The following is a 14,737-nucleotide window of genomic DNA, read 5'->3' as shown; positions in this document are numbered from 1 at the left end:
CTCTCCCCGTTGGGGAGAGGTGAAGCAAGCCCCCGCCCCCTGAACCTCGCCCCCGCCAATCGCGACAAAATGGCGTAGGTCCATCGGACGACTGCGGCGTTGCCGACGCGAATTTCACTCAGCACGCGGGACGAGAGCGCCGGAGCCGCAGTGAGAGCCGGCGCGATGGCTTGAAGGCAAATCCTGGAAGAGGTTCGAACGAATGTTGCCGACGTTAGCTGGACAGAGCCGAATGTACGTGCAGCAGGTCTTCGAAATGGCCGAACTCTTCGGTTTCGAAACCCGCAACAAGTACCGCATTCGCGATGAAAATGGCCGCGATCTCCTCTATGCGGCCGAACAGCAAAAGGGACTTCTCGGCTTCCTGGGGCGGCAGGCATTCGGGCATTGGCGTTCCTTCGAGGTGCATTTTTTCGACAGCGCGCGACAGCCAGTCATGCGCGGGATCCATCCTTTCCGCTGGTTCTTTCAGTGCCTGGAGCTGCGTTCGCGCGACGGCCGCCTCATGGGAACCATCGAGCGTCAGTTTTCGATTCTCACCAAGAGCTTCCACGTGCACGATGCGCAGGGCAGAGTGGTGCTCGAAGTCAGCTCGCCATTCTGGCGCGTCTGGACCTTTCCATTCATGCGCGGCGGGCAGGAGCGAGCGCGGGTTGCGAAAAAATGGTCTGGCCTCGGCTCGGAACTGTTCACCGATCGCGACAATTTCCTGGTGGAATATCTGGAACGCAGTCTGACAGAAGATGAGCGAGCGCTGGTTCTCGCAGCTGCGATCTACATCGATCTCATGTATTTCGAAGTCAAAGGCGAGGGCGGCGTGATCAATTTGCTCCGCAGTTGACGCGGCCGCCTCAAGCTCAGGTCCTCATCCTGAGGAGCCCGCGACGGCGGGCGTCTCGAAGGATGGCCGCGGGGAAAGCCGGGCCTTTCATGGTCCGAGACGCGCGTTCCGCGCTCCTCACCATGAGGGGCGAATAACGAATTCGGAGCTGGCCTGCACAATTGCTACCGCGCTCAATTCCCTATAGTTTCCGCCTCCAAAGCAGCCCGCCCCACCGCAACAGGACGGAGAGATCCACGTGGCGCCCATTCAGTATATCGTCGAGGGCGGTCACCGGCTCTCGGGCTCGATCGAGCCGGCCGGCAACAAGAATTCGGCGCTGCCGATCATCGCCGCCGCCCTGCTCACCGAGCATCCGGTGACGCTGGAGAACGTGCCGCGGATCCGCGACACCGAGACGCTGGTCGAGCTGGTCCGCTCGGTCGGCGCATCCGCGGAATGGACCGAGCGCAACACGCTTCACATCCATGCCAAGAGCATCCGCGCCGCCGATCTCGATCCCGAGCTCTGCGTCCGCATCCGCGCCTCGATCCTGCTGGCAGGCCCCCTGCTCGCGCGCTGCGGCGAGGTGATGCTGCCGCCGCCGGGCGGCGACGTCATCGGCCGGCGGCGGCTCGACACCCATGTGCTGGCGCTGGAGCAGCTCGGGGCCAAAGTCACCGCGACCGACCGGCTGGAATTCCGCTGCCCCAAGCTCACCGGCGCCGACGTGTTCCTGGACGAGCCGAGCGTGACCGCGACCGAGAACGCGCTGGTTGCCGCCGTCGCGGCTGACGGCGTCACCTATTTGCGCAACGCGGCCTCCGAGCCGCATGTGCAGGATCTCGCCAATTTCCTGGTCGCGCTCGGTGCGAAGATCGAGGGCATCGGCACCAACACCATGGTGATCCATGGTCCGGCGACGCTGGGTTCTGCGACTTATCGGATCCAGCCGGACCATATCGAGGTCGGCTCGCTGATCGGGCTTGCCGCCGTGACGCGCTCGCCGCTGCGGATCGTGCGTGCGGGTGTCGAGCATCTGCGCTCGATCCGCATGGGCTTTGAGCGGCTCGGCATCGTCTGTCGCGTCGAGGGCGACGACCTGATCGTGCCGTCGAACCAGACGCTGAAGATCCAGGACGATTTCGGCGGCCACGTGCCGAAGCTGGAAGACCAGCCCTGGCCGGCCTTCCCGGCCGATTTGATGTCGATCGCGATCGTCACCGCCACGCAATGCGAAGGCGTGATCCTGATGTTCGAGAAGATGTTCGAGTCCAGGATGTTCTTCGTCGACAAGCTGATCGGGATGGGTGCGCGCATCGTGCTGTGCGATCCGCATCGCGCGATCATCGCCGGCCCCAGCCGGCTGCACGGCGCGACGCTGAGCTCGCCCGACATCCGCGCCGGCATGGCGATGCTGCTCGCCGCCATCTGTGGCGAGGGTACCTCCACCATCAACAACGCCGACCAGATCGAGCGCGGCTATGAGCGCATCGACGAGCGGCTGAACGCGCTGGGCGCGAAGATCCGGCGCGTGCCGGAGCGGAAGGGGTGAGTCTTCACCTGGGTGTGGGAGAGCTCTCCCCGACAACAGTATCGTAGGGTGGGCAAAGCGCAGCGTGCCCACCATCTCTTTTGAAGTCATTGATAGGTCGTGGGCACGGCGCAAGTGCGCCTTTGCCCACCCTACGATTCCGAGCTAGCGGATCGAGTCCCTCACCGGAGCCATGTTTTCGACGTGCGGCTGTGCTATTGACGCGGCCATGCTCGACACCGTCCAACCACAACAGCCGCCGCAAACAGGCGTGCAAAGCCATCTCACGCAGGAATTCGTCGAGACGCTGCGGCTCGCTGTGCCGATGATGCTGACGCAGCTCGGGCAGATCGCGATGATCACGAGCGATCTCGCGCTGATCGGGCGGCTCGGCGAAGATTCGGTCGCGGCTGCGGCACTTGCGCACACCGTCTATTTCGTCAGCTTCACCTTCGGGCTCGGCCTGATGGCCGCGGTGTCGCCGCTGGCAGCCCAGGCGTTCGGGGCCGGCGACGTCAGGCGCGTCCGCCTCTCCTTGCGCGTCGGCCTGTGGGTCGCGCTGCTGATCTCGCTGCCAATGATGGCTTCGCCGCTGTATGGCGAGCACATCCTGATCGCGCTCGGACAGGCGCCGCATTCGGCCGCGCTTGCGCAGCGCTATCTGAATGGCCTTGCCTGGGGCATCGCGCCCGCGCTCGGCTTCATCGCGATCCGCAGCATGATGAGTGCGGTGAACCGGCCGCAGCCGCCGCTATGGATTACGCTGGCGGCGATCCCTGCGAATTTCGCGCTGGTCTATTGCCTGATCCATGGCCTGTTCGGCTTGCCGGAGCTCGGCCTGTTCGGCGCGGGGCTTGGGACCACGCTGGTCAATCTCGGCACCTTTATCGCCGCGCTTGCCGTTGCGGCATGGCGCAAGCCGTTCGCCGACTACCATCCGCTCACGCGTCTCTGGCGGATCGACTGGCCGTTGATGCGCCAGCTGATCGCGATCGGCGCACCGATCTCGTTCTCGCTGTTGCTGGAATACGGTCTGTTCTCTTCGGCTGCGCTGTTGATGGGCCTGATCTCGACCACCGCGCTCGCCGCGCACCAGATCGCGCTCCAGGTCACCGCCGTGCTGTTCATGGTCCCGCTCGGCATCGGCATGGCCGCGACGGTGCGGGTCGGTCACGCTTTCGGCCGCGACGATCCGGCCGGCGTGCGTCGCGCGGGCCTCGTTGCCGCGGTGCTCGGGATTGCTTTTGTCTCGGCCCTGACCGTCGCCATTATCCTTGGGCGCTATGAGCTGGGGCGACTGTTCTTCGGCAGCGGTGCGGCCAGCGCGCCCACGATCGAGCTCACCGCGACACTGCTGCTGGTCGGTGCGACCTTCTTCATCGCCGATGCGCTCCAGACCATCATGGGCGGCGCCCTGCGCGGCATCAATGACACCAGGATGACGCTGGTGTTCGCGGCCATCGGCTATTGGTGCGTCGGCTTTCCGATCGCCTGGATGCTCGCCTTCCACGCCGATCTCGGCGCGGTCGGGGTCTGGACCGGGCTGTCGGTCGGATCGTTCGTCTATGCCGGACTCTTGATCTTGCGATTCCGGATGCTGACGCGCAAAATCGCGGGATGACAGGATCCGTTCGCGAAATCACCCCCGAGGTCGATGCCGGCGCCTTGCTCTCAGGCGCCCAGTTCATCGATGCCTTTCGTGTCGAGGTCGGCGCGAGGCCATTGAGCGCCCGCGAGGCCTGCACAAGAATGGTGGTGCACGGGCCGCGCTGGGTCGATGTGCTGACCCGCTTGCGCAACATCCTGGTGAAACCCCTTGGACTGAAGACGTCGGGCGAGGGCGCTCCGGCTCCGCACGGCATGATCGGCCTGTTTCCCGTGCTGAGCGAAACGCCGGAGCGTCTGATCGCCGGCTTTGACGACTACCATCTCGATTTCCGCGTCGTGGTCGACGTCGCCGGCGATGCGGCGGACCGGCAGGTGACGTTGACCACCCTGGTGCGGACCAACAACCTGCTCGGGCGCACCTACCTCGCGCTGATCGTACCGTTCCACAAGCTCGTGGCCCGCGGCATGATGGGAGACATCGCGGAGCCGGCGCGATGACGCTGTCCGTCGATCTGTTCTTTTCCTTTCGCAGCCCGTTCAGCTATCTGGCGCTGCCGAAGACGCTAAAGCTGGTCGAAGAGTACGACCTCGCGGTGAACCTGCGGCCGGTCTATCCGATCGCGGTGCGCATACCCGGCTTCTTCAAGAAGGCCAGCCCGAACTTCATCCGCTATGTGGTGCTGGACAGCACGCGCGTGGCGCAGCACGAGGGCATTCCGTTTCGCTTTCCGCGGCCCGACCCGGTCGTGCAGGACAAGACGACGTTCGATGTCGCGGCCGAGCAGCCCTACATCCACCGGCTGACCCGGTTAGGTGCGATGGCGCAGCTCGAAGGCCGGGCACTCGCGTTCACGGATGCGATCGCGCGCGTGCTGTGGGATGGCTCGGTCGCGGGCTGGAACGAGGGCGATCACCTCGCGCGCGCCGCGGAGAAGGCCGGGTTCGATCTCGCCGCGATGGATGCGGCGATCAGCGCCGATCCCGATCGCTACGAGCAGGTGATCACGGAGAATGAAAAGGATCACGCTGCGTCAGGCCATTGGGGCGTGCCGACCTTCGTGTTCGAGAACGAGCCGTTCTTCGGGCAGGACCGCATCGACCTGCTGCTCTGGCGCTTGCAGAGCAAGGGGCTCGCGAAGAGGTAACTCACTCCGCGACCTTCACCGGCCCATCGACTGCCGCCTCCGACCATTCGCCGACGACGCGGTCGAGGTCGCAGAGATTCTGGTGCATCTGCTCCAGCGAGAAGCCGAGCGCAAAGAAGCGCTCGGCGGTGTCGCTCGCATGGCCGCGGATCAATCCGTCCTGGCGCACCGCCGCCACCGCCTCGGAATAATGCGCAAGCGCGACGTGAACCGGGTGGATCGGCGGCGCGCCGGCACCCTCGCGCAGGGCTTCGGCTGCCGACTTCAGGAAGCGCAGGATCGCCGTGCTCACCTCTGCCAGGGGACCTGCAAGCCTCACCTGCACCTCGGCCGGCAGCGGCACCACGGTGGCGCGGCCGATCATCACGACGTCGTGGCGCAGCCGCAGGATCGTGCGCAACAAGGGGCCGGTGTCCGGACCGCTCGACAGCCGCGCCGAACGCTCGCGCTCGGCCTCGGCGCCGATGGTGTTCATACCGACCATGGCGGTGCCGATGCCGTCCTGAATCCGATGCAGCGCATCGTTGTCGCGGCCGCGCGTGAGGCCGGCGAGCAGTTCGTTGAAGGCCTCCGCAATCAGCTCCAGCAGTTTCGCCGCACTGGCGCGAATCTGCCGCACCGCGCGCGAGGGCAGCACCAGGAAGGAGACGAGCAGTCCCGTCACCGCGCCGACCGAAACCTCGCAGACGCGGTCGATCGCCGAAGCCATGGGATCGGCATGATGCATCGACGGCAGCACCAGCACGATCACCGCCGTCACCGTCGCGGAGCTCAGATTCGGATAGAGCGCTGCGAGAAAGGAAAGCGGCGCCACGGCCAGCATCAGCAAGCCCAGCAGGCCGAGTTCACTGGAATACGGAATCAGGATGGCGATCGCGCCGCCATAGATCGCGCCGCCGATGGTGCCGAGCATGTAGTCGCGCGTCGCCTTCAGCGAGCGGCCGACGCTCATCTGGGTCACGATGATCGACGTCAGCACGGCCCAGAGCGGCAACAACAGATGCAGCGCGGTGGCGAGCGCATAGGCGCCGGTGGCCGCGACGGTGACCCGGACCGCCAGCCCCAATTGCGTCCTGCGCGACCAGACGCGGTCGAACAGCTCTCTTGCTGAAATCATCATCTGAAGTCCCGGTCCGATCCCATCGCGCCAGCCAAAAGCATAGCTGATGCCCGCAGCCCCAAGGCCGCTTGAAAGGCAAAATCAGCCCGCCTAACTTGCCGGCCAAAACGAGGAAACACGATGGCCCACGAAACCGCAACGCTCGCCGCCTATGTCGCCAAGCTGAAATTCGCCGATATTCCGGCGGAGGTGCTGGATCGCGCCAAGGTGCTGACGCTGGACTTTCTGGGCAGCGCCATCCGGGCGCGGCGCGAGGCCGAATCCACCCCGTCGCTGCTGAAGATGCTGGAAGCGCTGTCGCTCGACACCAAGGGCGATTCCACCGTGTTCGGCGACAGCAAGACCTGGACCCCGGCCGTGGCGGCGCTGCTGAACGGCGCCCTCGGTCATTCCCTCGATTTCGACGATACGCATGCGGATTCCTCGCTGCATCCGAGCGCGCCGGTGGTTCCGGCCGCCTTTGCCGTCGGCGAGATGGTCGGTGCCTCGGGGCGCGACGTGCTGACCGCGATCGTCGCGGGCTACGAAGTCTGCTGCAGGCTCGGAAACGCGCTCGACCCGACCTCGCATTATGCGCGCGGCTTCCACCCGACCGCGACCGCCGGCACCTATGGCGCGGCAGCTGCGGCGGCGAAACTGTTCGGGCTCTCCGAGCAACAGATCATCGCCGCCTTCGGCGTCGCCGGCAGCCAGGCCGCGGGCTCGCTGCAATTCTTGATGAACGGCGCCTGGAACAAGCGCTACCAGGTCGGCGCCGCCGCGATGAACGGCGTGATCGCCGCGACGCTGGCGCGCAACGATTTCGTCGGCGCGACGGAATCGGTCGAAGGCAAGCACGGCCTGCTCGCCGGCTACACCGACGATGCGCATCCCGACAAGGCGGTCGCCGGGCTCGGCAGGACCTACGAGACCATGAAGATCGGCGTGAAACCCTATCCGAGCTGCCGCTACACTCATGCCGCGATCGACGCGCTGATCGCGATGCGGCGCGAGCACAATCTGACGCCCGACCAGGTCAAGCGCGTCGAGATCGGCCTGCATCGCAACGGCATCACACTGACCGGCGATGCCGCCACCAAACGGCATCCGACCTCGATCGTCGGCGGCCAATTCTCGATGTTCTTCACCGGCGCGCTCGCGCTTGATCAAGGCTCGTTCGGCTGGGACGACTACGCCAGGCTGGGCGATGCCGCGATCGACGCACTCGCCGACAAGTTCGACGTGGTGCAGGATGACCGGTTAGAGGTCGGCCGCACCCATCCCTTCGGCGCCCGCGTCAGCATCACGACTGAAGATGGCGTGCATGAGCGGCTCTATGCCGATCCGTCCGGCGAGCCGAATTCATTCCCGGATGCACAGGCGATGCAGCAGAAGTTTCTGACGCTGGCGCGGCCCGTGCTCAATGCACGGGCCGACAAGTTCGCCGATGCGATCATGACGCTGGAGCGGTTCGATCGCGTGGCGACGGCGACGGAGCTGGGACGGCAGTAGCGGCCTAATTCGCGCCCGCCAACTTCCCCTGCTCGCGCGTGACAGCCACGACATCGCGCACGAGATCGAACACGCCATCCACTTCAGGCGGCCAATTCTGCGAGCGGCCCATTCGCACGATCACCAGACGTTCCGATGGAATGATGATCGCGTACTGCCCGATCGTGCCCTTGGCGAAGAAGGCATCGCGCGGCCAGCCGTGCTTGATGCGAAAATTTGCGCCAAAGCTGTCGCCCTGGTTGGTCCAGAAGCCCGCGCCGATGCCGACCCAGGCATTTGGCGTGGCGGACGCCGAGTAGTTCACCCAGCCCTCCGGCAGGATACGCTTGCCGCCGACGACGCCGTCATCGAGATAAAGCTGGCCGAACCGCGCCCAGTCGCGCGCGGACGCCATCATCTCGCCGGAGCCCTCGATCGTGCCCGAAGCGTCGAGCTGCAGCGTGACGTGATGCATGCCGAGCGGCGCGAACAATTCGTGGCGCGCGAAGGCGAGCGCATCGGCGGGCTTGCCGCCGGCGGCGTTGCGGATCAACTGCGCGAGGATGAGGTAGTTGCCGTCGTGATAGTTCCACGCCGTCCCCGGCGCTGTCGCGAGCGGCGCGCGCTCGGCAAAGCTCGCCATATCGTCCTCGGCATATTTCATGGTGTTGACCGGTTCGAGCACGGAGCCAAGCTTGGCCTCCAACGAGCTTCCGAGCGCAATGCCCGCGGTGTGACGCAACAGCTGATCGACGGTGATGGCATGGCGCGGATCGTCAGGACTTTGCCAGGCGGCGACAGGCGCGGGCCCGTCAAGCTTCAACTTGCCCTGGCGCACGAGTATGCCCGTCAGCGCCGACATCACCGACTTGGTCATGGAGAAGCCGAGCAGCTGCGTCTCCGGCCCGATACCGTCGGCGTAGCGCTCGGCGACGATGCGGCCGGCCTTCATGACGACGATCGCGCGGGTGCGGCGATAAGGCGGCTGTGCGGGTTCAGTGAAGGCGCGGTCGAGCGCGGCTGCCAGGCCCTCGCTTTGCGGGGCGACAAGTCCCGGACCGGCGATCTCGGGCAGCAAGGCAGGCTGCTTGTCGTTGGACGGCAATGCGACATTGGCAATCCCCTGCCCGTGCTCGAGTGTGCAGCCGAGCCCCTCGCGATAGACAGCATGGCTGCGGCCGATGCCGAACAGGGACACCGTGACATCCTTGCGCGTGCGATCGACCTGAAGATCCATCGCCCAGGTCAGCAGGTCCGTGCCCGGCATCGCGCCGGTGGTGTCCGTGAGGTCGCGCCTGACATCGAGGCCGGAGACGAAAAACTCCGAACAGAGCGTGTGGGCGATGAAGCCGGTGGCAACCTTCGGCACATCGCGGGCCCGCGCCGCGCCGAGCGCGAGGCCGGCACAGGCAATGGCAGTGGTGAGGAGGAGGATCTTGCGGCGGCGGGTCACGGGCTTTCTCCGGCTATGGGGCGAATGCGGAGAGCAGGCCGGATGCGGGCGAACCACGCTCGCCGGATTTGGAAATCGGCCTCGCCGAAACTGATCGGGGCTGATTGATTTCGGAATTCTTATGTAAATTCAAAGGCTTGAAATCTAGGCCACGTCGGCCTTGAGCCGCCGGTACTCCGTCGGTGTCACGCCGGTCACCGACTTGAAGGCGCGGTTGAACGGGCCGAGGGACTGGAAGCCGGCGTCCATCGCGATGGTGATGACGGGAACCTCGGCCTGGGTGGGATCGGCCAGCGCCGCCTTGGCTTCCTCGATGCGGTGGTTGTTCAGGAACACATTGAAGTTGCGATAGCCGAGCCGTTGGTTGATCAGCCGGCGCAGCCGGTATTCCGGGATCTTCAGCCGGCCCGCCAGCACGCCGATGGTGATGTTCTCCTGGCGATAGATCCGCTCGTCCGCCATCAGCCGCATCAGGGCGTCGATGAGCTTTTGATCGGCGGCGTCATCGGCCGCAGGCTGACTGAAAACAATTGGCGGCGCCGCCTCCACTGCTGCCGGAAACAGATCCGCCCCGTCAACGCGCATCATGGCATAGACGATCGCAGCGACGGTGCAGGTCAGCGCGCCGGCATTGATGGTTTCGGCGACAGCACCGACGTGGTCGCCGGCGGCGGCAATCTGGAGCACCGCGTTCAGCCCGCCATAGAGCGCGATCGCGCAGACGATGAAGACGCGAACGCGGCGGCGGCGTTCGACCAGGTCGGCCGGCCAGGAGGCGATCATCTGCCCGACCGCAAGCGCGATGAAACCGAGCACGATCAGATTGACCATCGTCACCGAGAACCGCACATGGCCGCTGGGTGCAATCCAGACGCAGCCCGCGAAGCTGTAGGCCATCACCAGCGCCCAGATCAAACCGTGCCACCAGCGCAGGCGAAACTCGTCGTCGAACAGGGCACGCGTGAACAACCAGAACACCACGATGGTGCCGGTCGACAACGCGATCAGCGGTGCGTGCCAGAGCGGAACCCGCGACGTGACGTCCAGCGAATAGCTCACCGCATGCGCGACCGAGCCGAGCACAAAGGCCGCACCAAGGCGGGCAGCCAGCACATTGCGATAATCATGCAGCAGCGACGCCGCCAGCATCAGCAGCAGCGCGACGCTGGCGGCGCGAAAGGCGAGGTCGAGGGTGGCAAGGGTCATTGGACGCTGCGATCAGTCGCGGTTGCGGTCGGTCGAACATCGTTTGTTGGGCGCCTTTTTTCAAGGACCATCCGCGCACCACTGCTGGAGCGGCATCCACCGCTGTCATCGCCCGGCTCAAGCCGGGGCATGACAGCAGAGGATGTGGAGCTATTGCCCGCGAAGTCCGACGCAGGCTTTGTCGCGACGGCTATACGAAATTCTGCTACGATTAAGCGCAAGAAAGTCAAAAGGAGCCCGTCATGAGCTGGATGCCTGATAACGATCCCGTGCTCGGCGATCCCAAAACATGCGATGCGCTCGATCTCGTCATCGTGCCGCGCACCCGCGATCTCGGCGACGGATTCGAGGTGCGGCGGGCGCTGCCGCATGGCAAGCGGCAGATGGTCGGGCCCTTCATCTTCTTCGATCATTTCGGCCCCGTGCAGTTCGTCTCCGGCAAGGGCATGGACGTGCGGCCGCATCCGCATATCGGCCTTGCCACCGTGACCTATCTGTTCGACGGCTCCATCATGCATCGCGACAGCGAAGGCAATGTGCAGGAGATCGCGCCCGGCGCAATGAATCTCATGACCGCCGGGCGCGGCATCGCCCATTCCGAGCGCACGCCGGATGTGCAGCGCGCCTCGGGGCAGAAGATGCTCGGCCTGCAAAGCTGGATCGCGCTGCCTGAAGGCTCCGAGGAGATCGAGCCCTCGTTCCAGCATTATGCGGCGGGCGATCTGCCGATGATCTCCGAGCGCGATTTTACCGCGCGGGTGATCGCCGGATCCGCCTTCGGCATCGCCTCGCCGGTGAAGATGGTCTCGCCCTGGTTCTACACCGAGGTCACGGCCACCGCCGGCGCGACAGTACCGCTCGACCCCGATCACGAGGAGCGCGCGATCTATGTCGTCGACGGCGAGGTCGAGATCGCCAATGAGCGCTATGAAGGGCCCCGGCTGCTGATCTTCCGCCCCGGCGACCGCATCACAGTGAAGGCGCTCAAGGCGACGCGAATGATGTTTCTCGGCGGCGATGCATTGGAAGGCCCGCGCCACATCTGGTGGAATTTCGTCTCGTCCAGCAAGGAGCGGATCGAGCAGGCCAAGCAGGACTGGAAAACCGGTCGCTTCGCCGCAGTTCCGCAGGAACATGAGTTCATTCCGCTACCGGAATAGGCTAATCCGGTGCCCGGCCGCACCATCAGGCGCGGCCGGACTTATTTCCTGAAGGCCAAATCTACGAAAGCCTTGCGATGACCACCATGCTCTCCAGCGACCTGCCCCTGACCAAGATCGGCCGTGGCAAGGTGCGCGATATCTACGCCGTCGACGACGACCGCCTGCTGCTCCTCACCACCGACCGCATCAGCGCCTTCGACGTCGTGATGGGCGAGACCATCCCGATGAAGGGCGCGGTGCTGACCCAGATCAGCGCGTACTGGTTCAACAAGCTCGAAGGCATCGTGCCGCATCATATGATCAGCGCCGACACCGACGAGATCATCGCGGCCGTACCGGCGTTGAAGCCGCATCGTGCCGAGATCCTCGGCCGCGCCATGCTGTCCCGCCGCACTACCGTGTTTCCGATCGAATGCGTGATCCGCGGCTATCTCTCCGGCTCGGCCTGGAAGGAATATGCGGCGAGCGGCACGCTGGCGGGCGAGAAGCTGAAACCCGGCCTCGTCGAGAGCGAGAAGCTCGAGCCTTCAATCTTCAGCCCCGCGACCAAGGCCGAGACCGGTCATGACGAGAACATCACCATCGCGAAGATGCGCGAGGTCGTCGGCGACGAGGTGGCCTACACGCTCGAAAGCATGACGCGCGCGATCTACACGCTCGGCGAGGAGCTGGCGCGCGAGCAGGGCATCATCATCGCCGATACCAAGTTCGAGTTCGGCCGCGACAAGAACGGCCGCATCATCCTGATCGACGAAGTCATGACGCCGGACTCATCGCGCTTCTGGGCGGTCGATGCCTACAAGCCCGGCCAGTCGCAGGCGAGTTTCGACAAGCAGCCCTTGCGCGATTATCTCGACGCCGAGCGCCGCGCCGGCCGCTGGAACGGCGACGCCCCGCCGCCACCACTGCCGGCGAGTGTGGTGGATGCAACGAGCAAGCGGTACCTGGAAGCATATCGGCGGGTGACGGGCAAAGAGCTGAAGATTTAGCTCGGCTATATACTCTCGCTCCGTCATTGCGAGGAGCTCTTGCGGCGAAGCAATCCAGACTGTCTCCGTGGAAAGTTTCTGGATTGCTTCGCTTCCGCCTACGCTCTTCGAGCTACGGCGGACAAGTCGCTCGCAATGACGTGGAGGGACTAATACGAGCCCTCACACCCCCGCCATCATCACGTATTTGATCTCGACATATTCTTCCATGCCGTGCCGTGAGCCTTCGCGGCCGAGGCCGCTTTCCTTGACGCCACCGAAGGGCGCGACCTCTGTCGTGATCAGGCCGGTGTTGACGCCCACCATGCCCGACTCCAGCGCTTCGGCGACGCGCCAAACGCGACCGATATCGCGGGAGTAGAAGTACGAGGCGAGGCCGAACGGCGAGGCGTTGCACATCGCGATGACGTCGGCTTCGTCCTTGAAGCGGATCACCGGCGCGAGCGGACCAAAAGTCTCCTCCTGGGAGACCAGCGAGTCCGGCTTCACATCAGCGAGCACCGTCGGCTCGAAGAAGGAGCGTCCGAGCTCGCTGCGCTTGCCGCCGGTGACGATTTTGGCGCCGCGCTTGACGGCATCCGCGATGTGACGCTCGACCTTGTCGACCGCCTTCATGTTGATCAGCGGGCCTTGCGTGACTCCACTCTCGGTGCCGTCGCCGATCTTCATCGCCGCGACCTTCGCCGACAGCTTCTTGACGAACTCGTCGTAGATCTTGTCCTGGGCGTAGAGGCGATTGGCGCAGACGCAGGTCTGGCCCATGTTGCGGTATTTCGAGACGATCGCGCCTTCAACCGCCGCGTCGATGTCGGCGTCGTCGAACACCACGAACGGCGCGTTGCCGCCGAGCTCGAGGCCGAGCCGCTTCACGCCGACCGAGGCCTGCTGGTAGAGGATCTTGCCGACGGCGGTCGAGCCGGTGAAGCCGACGAAGCGCACCGCTGGATGCTCGCACAACACCTTGCCGATCGGCGGCGCATCACCAGTGATGATGTTGAGCACGCCCTTGGGGATGCCGGCCTTCTCGGCGAGCACGGCCAGCGCGAGGGCCGAAAGCGGCGTCTCGTTGGCGGGCTTGAGGACCACGGTACAGCCCGCGGCCAGCGCCGGCGAGACCTTTCGCGTGATCATCGAGTTGGGGAAGTTCCACGGGGTGATGGCACCGCAGACGCCGATCGGCTGCTTGATCGCGAGCAGCCGCGCATCCGGCCGCTGCGTCGGAATGGTCTCGCCATAGACGCGGCGGGCTTCTTCCGCAAAGAACTCGATATAGGCGGCGCCGATATCGACCTCGCCAAGCGCTTCCGACAGCGGCTTGCCCTGTTCGGAGGTCAGGATCAGCGCGAGGTCCTCGCGGTTGGCGATGATCAGCTCGAACCATTTGCGCAAAATGTTGGAGCGCTGCTTGGCGGTGTGCTTGGCCCAGGCTGGAAACGCGCGCTGCGCGGCTTCGACCGCTTTAGTGGTATCATCAGCGCCGAGCTGCGGGACCTTTGCAATCTCGACACCGGTCGCGGGATTGTTCACGGCAAAAACCGGCGTGCCGACCCAGGCGCCGTCGATGTAGCAGGCCTCCTTCAGCAGCGACGGGTCCTTCAACCGGTCACGCAGGGTGGCGGTGGCGAGCTGGGCGCGTGCAGCGGCGGTCGGGGTCATGGCGTTACTCCTCGGACGATCATTTGGGGCGATCGGATCGGCGGGAATATAGGGACATCAGGCGCACAATGCACCGTCCCGCAACGCACATCTGCCGGGAGCTAAACTCGGAGCGGGATGTTACGCCGCGCCGCTCATATAGGTCTCGCGCCGGCCGATCATGCGTTCGGCCGCGGCCTTGGCGCTGGCCTTCGAGGAGGTCGCGCAGGTCCGGTATTCGAGATCGGGCGCATCGGAGGTATCGCGGCGGCCGAACCAGGACTTTGAGCCGACCGGCAGCAGCGCCAGCGCCTGGGCCAGATTGTCGACCGCGCCGAACGAATAGAGCGCGCCCGATCCGGCGATCCGCACCTCGTAAATGCCGGGCGAGATCGGCGCTTCCAGATTGTCGCCGCGTCCGGGACGGGGATAGCGCTTCCATTCGCTCCAGGTCGAAATCATTTTAAAGTCCCCTCGCGACCGATGGCGGTCGCCAATTTGTATCAAGTACCAACGTCAGCCGCCGATCGGGCCACGAGCTGAACGCCGCAACGCACAAAATGTTTCAAGTGCTTCAAACACCGGAAACATACT

The 14,737-nt window shown here is 65.0% G+C and carries 13 protein-coding genes; 8 read left to right on the top strand and 5 right to left on the bottom strand.

The window, feature by feature from the left end; all coding sequences use genetic code 11:
• Window positions 1–202: 202 nt before the first annotated feature.
• From XI06_RS38775 to XI06_RS38755, 5 genes are all read left to right on the top strand, one after another.
• Window positions 203–841, top strand: coding sequence for a phospholipid scramblase-related protein (locus XI06_RS38775; protein WP_271607731.1), 639 nt, complete (start codon window positions 203–205; stop codon window positions 839–841).
• 238 nt (window positions 842–1,079) lie between these two features.
• Entirely contained in the window at window positions 1,080–2,375 is a 1,296-nt protein-coding gene (gene murA, locus XI06_RS38770; protein WP_237860564.1) for a UDP-N-acetylglucosamine 1-carboxyvinyltransferase, read from the top strand.
• 208 nt (window positions 2,376–2,583) lie between these two features.
• Window positions 2,584–3,975: an MATE family efflux transporter gene (locus XI06_RS38765; RefSeq protein WP_271607730.1), complete on the top strand. Its 1,392-nt coding sequence runs from the start codon at window positions 2,584–2,586 to the stop codon at window positions 3,973–3,975.
• Window positions 3,972–4,460, top strand: coding sequence for a DUF2867 domain-containing protein (locus tag XI06_RS38760; protein WP_271607729.1), 489 nt, complete (start codon window positions 3,972–3,974; stop codon window positions 4,458–4,460). Before XI06_RS38765 ends, XI06_RS38760 begins: the two co-directional genes overlap by 4 nt.
• The gene (locus tag XI06_RS38755) at window positions 4,457–5,107 is read left to right on the top strand and encodes a 2-hydroxychromene-2-carboxylate isomerase (protein ID WP_237871799.1); all 651 of its coding nucleotides are present in this window, start codon (window positions 4,457–4,459) and stop codon (window positions 5,105–5,107) included. Before XI06_RS38760 ends, XI06_RS38755 begins: the two co-directional genes overlap by 4 nt.
• A 1-nt stretch (window position 5,108) precedes the next feature.
• On the opposite strand, the gene XI06_RS38750 is transcribed toward XI06_RS38755, so the two are convergent.
• Entirely contained in the window at window positions 5,109–6,224 is a 1,116-nt protein-coding gene (locus tag XI06_RS38750; protein WP_237871961.1) for an FUSC family protein, read from the bottom strand.
• Window positions 6,225–6,347: 123 nt separating this feature from the next.
• On the opposite strand from XI06_RS38750, the gene XI06_RS38745 reads away from it, so the two are divergent.
• Window positions 6,348–7,718 (top strand): MmgE/PrpD family protein, encoded by a 1,371-nt coding sequence (locus tag XI06_RS38745; protein ID WP_237860574.1) that lies wholly within the window; start codon window positions 6,348–6,350, stop codon window positions 7,716–7,718.
• Between the two features lie 4 nt (window positions 7,719–7,722).
• On the opposite strand, the gene XI06_RS38740 is transcribed toward XI06_RS38745, so the two are convergent.
• Together XI06_RS38740 and XI06_RS38735 are read right to left on the bottom strand one after the other, a co-directional pair.
• Window positions 7,723–9,150: a serine hydrolase domain-containing protein gene (locus tag XI06_RS38740; RefSeq protein ID WP_271607728.1), complete on the bottom strand. Its 1,428-nt coding sequence runs from the start codon at window positions 9,148–9,150 to the stop codon at window positions 7,723–7,725.
• A 144-nt stretch (window positions 9,151–9,294) separates the two neighbouring features.
• Window positions 9,295–10,356, bottom strand: coding sequence for an AraC family transcriptional regulator (locus XI06_RS38735; protein WP_271607727.1), 1,062 nt, complete (start codon window positions 10,354–10,356; stop codon window positions 9,295–9,297).
• Between the two features lie 242 nt (window positions 10,357–10,598).
• Here XI06_RS38735 and XI06_RS38730 point away from each other — a divergent pair, with 242 nt between their 5' ends.
• On the top strand, window positions 10,599–11,516 hold the full coding sequence (locus XI06_RS38730) for a pirin family protein (RefSeq protein ID WP_237860582.1): 918 nt from the start codon (window positions 10,599–10,601) through the stop codon (window positions 11,514–11,516).
• 77 nt (window positions 11,517–11,593) lie between these two features.
• Window positions 11,594–12,508, top strand: coding sequence for a phosphoribosylaminoimidazolesuccinocarboxamide synthase (locus XI06_RS38725; protein ID WP_271607726.1), 915 nt, complete (start codon window positions 11,594–11,596; stop codon window positions 12,506–12,508).
• 162 nt (window positions 12,509–12,670) lie between these two features.
• On the opposite strand, the gene XI06_RS38720 is transcribed toward XI06_RS38725, so the two are convergent.
• Window positions 12,671–14,164, bottom strand: coding sequence for an NAD-dependent succinate-semialdehyde dehydrogenase (locus XI06_RS38720; protein WP_237860587.1), 1,494 nt, complete (start codon window positions 14,162–14,164; stop codon window positions 12,671–12,673).
• Window positions 14,165–14,284: 120 nt separating this feature from the next.
• On the bottom strand, window positions 14,285–14,605 hold the full coding sequence (locus XI06_RS38715) for a hypothetical protein (protein WP_128948714.1): 321 nt from the start codon (window positions 14,603–14,605) through the stop codon (window positions 14,285–14,287).
• Window positions 14,606–14,737: the final 132 nt, after the last annotated feature.

Source organism: Bradyrhizobium sp. CCBAU 11434 (assembly GCF_028128895.1).
Taxonomy (GTDB): Bacteria; Pseudomonadota; Alphaproteobacteria; order Rhizobiales; family Xanthobacteraceae; genus Bradyrhizobium; species Bradyrhizobium zhengyangense.
This window is presented reverse-complemented; position numbering and strand designations above follow the sequence as displayed.

What these genes read in the sequence shown, in the direction of transcription:
- XI06_RS38715 (WP_128948714.1), bottom strand. Translation starts at nt 14,605, where the DNA reads ATGATTTCGACCTGGAGCGAATGGAAGCGCTATCCCCGTCCCGGACGC.
- XI06_RS38765 (WP_271607730.1), top strand. Translation starts at nt 2,584, where the DNA reads ATGCTCGACACCGTCCAACCACAACAGCCGCCGCAAACAGGCGTGCAA.
- XI06_RS38725 (WP_271607726.1), top strand. Translation starts at nt 11,594, where the DNA reads ATGACCACCATGCTCTCCAGCGACCTGCCCCTGACCAAGATCGGCCGT.
- XI06_RS38745 (WP_237860574.1), top strand. Translation starts at nt 6,348, where the DNA reads ATGGCCCACGAAACCGCAACGCTCGCCGCCTATGTCGCCAAGCTGAAA.
- XI06_RS38775 (WP_271607731.1), top strand. Translation starts at nt 203, where the DNA reads ATGTTGCCGACGTTAGCTGGACAGAGCCGAATGTACGTGCAGCAGGTC.
- XI06_RS38755 (WP_237871799.1), top strand. Translation starts at nt 4,457, where the DNA reads ATGACGCTGTCCGTCGATCTGTTCTTTTCCTTTCGCAGCCCGTTCAGC.
- XI06_RS38760 (WP_271607729.1), top strand. Translation starts at nt 3,972, where the DNA reads ATGACAGGATCCGTTCGCGAAATCACCCCCGAGGTCGATGCCGGCGCC.
- XI06_RS38735 (WP_271607727.1), bottom strand. Translation starts at nt 10,356, where the DNA reads ATGACCCTTGCCACCCTCGACCTCGCCTTTCGCGCCGCCAGCGTCGCG.
- XI06_RS38750 (WP_237871961.1), bottom strand. Translation starts at nt 6,224, where the DNA reads ATGATTTCAGCAAGAGAGCTGTTCGACCGCGTCTGGTCGCGCAGGACG.
- XI06_RS38720 (WP_237860587.1), bottom strand. Translation starts at nt 14,164, where the DNA reads ATGACCCCGACCGCCGCTGCACGCGCCCAGCTCGCCACCGCCACCCTG.
- XI06_RS38730 (WP_237860582.1), top strand. Translation starts at nt 10,599, where the DNA reads ATGAGCTGGATGCCTGATAACGATCCCGTGCTCGGCGATCCCAAAACA.